This is a genomic window from Streptococcus intestinihominis (assembly GCF_046824975.1).
Classification (GTDB): domain Bacteria; phylum Bacillota; class Bacilli; order Lactobacillales; family Streptococcaceae; genus Streptococcus.
Genome location: NZ_JBKQBL010000003.1, coordinates 265253 through 267459 on the forward strand (window position 1 = coordinate 265253; position 2207 = coordinate 267459).

At 49.1% G+C, this 2207-nt stretch carries 2 protein-coding genes; both read right to left on the reverse strand.

The window, feature by feature from the left end; genetic code table 11:
- Positions 1-1216: exodeoxyribonuclease VII large subunit (gene xseA / locus ACLOR3_RS06495; RefSeq protein ID WP_412037081.1), on the reverse strand; the 1216-nt coding region annotated here is incomplete at its 3' end.
- 112 nt (positions 1217-1328) lie between these two features.
- Positions 1329-2183, reverse strand: a complete 855-nt coding sequence (locus ACLOR3_RS06500; RefSeq protein WP_411400645.1) for an NAD(P)H-hydrate dehydratase — start codon at positions 2181-2183, stop codon at positions 1329-1331.
- Positions 2184-2207 lie beyond the last annotated feature (24 nt).

The window sequence follows — 2207 nt, forward strand, 5'->3', positions numbered from 1 at the left end:
CCAAGGCGTAGCCTCTAGCCACGATGCGACTGGTATCCAACATCAAGAGAGCTTCCGATAGGCGCTTGGCATCTGCTGCTTTTGTCTGGTAGAGCTCCTTGATTTTCAAGGTCAGCAATCGCTCCATCTGGAGAATCTGGTCTCGATAACGCTCCAGCTGATGCTGTGGTGCTTGGGAGGCCAATCGATGGCGGAGTTCTTGTAACTGGCGGCTATTTCTGGTAACCGACTCTGACACAGCCTGTTTCAATCGCAACTGAATCTGATCCAGCTTTTGCAGATAAGAATCATACAGCCGCTCTGGCTGACGGAAGATGACCGATTGGCTTAGTTTTTGCAGGCGTTCTCGATGATAGACCAGGCGGTTACGCATAGCGGTTGCCATCCGCCCTTCCTGCTTCTGCAAATGATTGAGCAGGTCCAACTTGGTCACAGGCGTTGCCAACTCAGCCGCAGCTGTAGGAGTTGCTGCCCGGCGATCTGCGACAAAGTCTGCTAGAGTAGTATCTGTCTCATGCCCCACACTGGAAATAATGGGAATTCTAGACTCAAAAATAGCCCGCACAACTGGCTCTTCATTAAAGGCCCACAGGTCCTCGATGGAACCACCACCACGACCGATGATCAAGACATCTAGGTCTGTCCAATCATTGGCCTTTTGAATATTGGCGACAATTTCTTGGGCCGCTCCCTCTCCTTGTACCTTGGTTGGAAAAAGGAGAATCTCCACGCCAGGAAAGCGTCGCGAAACAGTGGTGATAATATCGCGAATAACGGCCCCACTCTGACTGGTAATAACCCCGATTTTCTTGGAGAACTGGGGGATAGCCTGTTTGAACTTCTCTTGAAAAAGGCCTTCTTCCTGGAGTTTCTTTTTCAACTGCTCAAACTGAATAGCTAAAGCGCCGACGCCATCTGGCTCCGCCTTTTCGATGACAATGGAATAACTGCCACTTGGCTCATAGAGTTGGATCCGACCGATGACATTGATCTTCATGCCTTCTTCGAGCTCAAAGCCGAAACTCTTATAAATCCCAGCCCAGACAGTCGCCTGGATCACAGCTTTTTCATCCTTAAGAGAAAAATACTGGTGATTGGGACGCTTACGGAAATTCGAGACCTGACCCGTCAAATAGACCCGCTCTAGATAGGGGTCCTTATCAAATTTTAACTTGAGGTATTTGGTCAGACTGGATACCGATAAATACTCTGACATAGTTCCCCTTTCACACGGAAAATTCTAGTATAAATTATACCAAAAATAAGCGGAAAAAGCTGATTCTACCTACGGAAAAAGCCTCAGATTTCATCATCTGAGACTTGATTGTTTATTGGCAGTTGGAAAGGCAAATTTCCCTCATCCATTTTGGAATTTCTCGACTAATCGCGGTCGGTAAAACCACGTAGGCATTCTTGCTCAAATCGTCTGCAATGGCCGAATGAAGGTGACTGGCAACTACCACGCGCTCATAGAGTCCAGCTTGCGGAAATTGACCCACAAAGCCCGCAATCATGCCTGCCAAGGTATCACCCATTCCTCCAGTTGCCTGGTAGGGCCCTCCAACGGTTAGTTGGTAATAATCGGCTTGCCCTTGTTGCCAAATCTTGGTCTGGGGACCCTTTTGGACCAGAATACTTGCTGGAGGAAGTTGGGACAGAGACTGCCTTGTTGCTTCTTCCCCTTGGTCTCCGATTGCTAGTCCTGACATGGCCTCCCATTCTTTTTGATGAGGGGTAAAGACCAGTTGAGCTGGAGGAAGAGAAAGTCCTAAGCGGGTATAGAGGCTAATGGCTCCGCCATCTAGAATGAGCACTTGATGAGGTTGAACCCTTTCAAAAACTAGCTCTACAAGGTGTGCCCCTAGCTCATTGGCATTGAGTCCTGGTCCCAATAAAATGACGCCCGCTTTTGCGATTTGCTCAACCAACAATTCTTGGTCCGTCACAGCAAAAGCCATGGCTTCAGGTAGCTGACTATGGAGGGCAAGGATATTCTCGCGGTCTGTCGCAACCGTGACAAGGCCCGCTCCACTATGAACCGCTGCGAGGGCCGCCATGATAATGGCTCCCCCGTAAGGGTAGGTCCCTCCTATCAAGAGCAGACGCCCATAGTCTCCCTTATAGGAGTCTGACTGACGGCTAAGGATAACTTGTTGCAGCAATGTTTGGTCAACTCTTAACATAAGCGTCCCTTCTTTCTCCCTCTA

Excerpts from the sequence above, each read along its gene's own strand:
- ACLOR3_RS06500 (WP_411400645.1), bottom strand. The coding sequence starts at position 2,183 with ATGTTAAGAGTTGACCAAACATTGCTGCAACAAGTTATCCTTAGCCGT.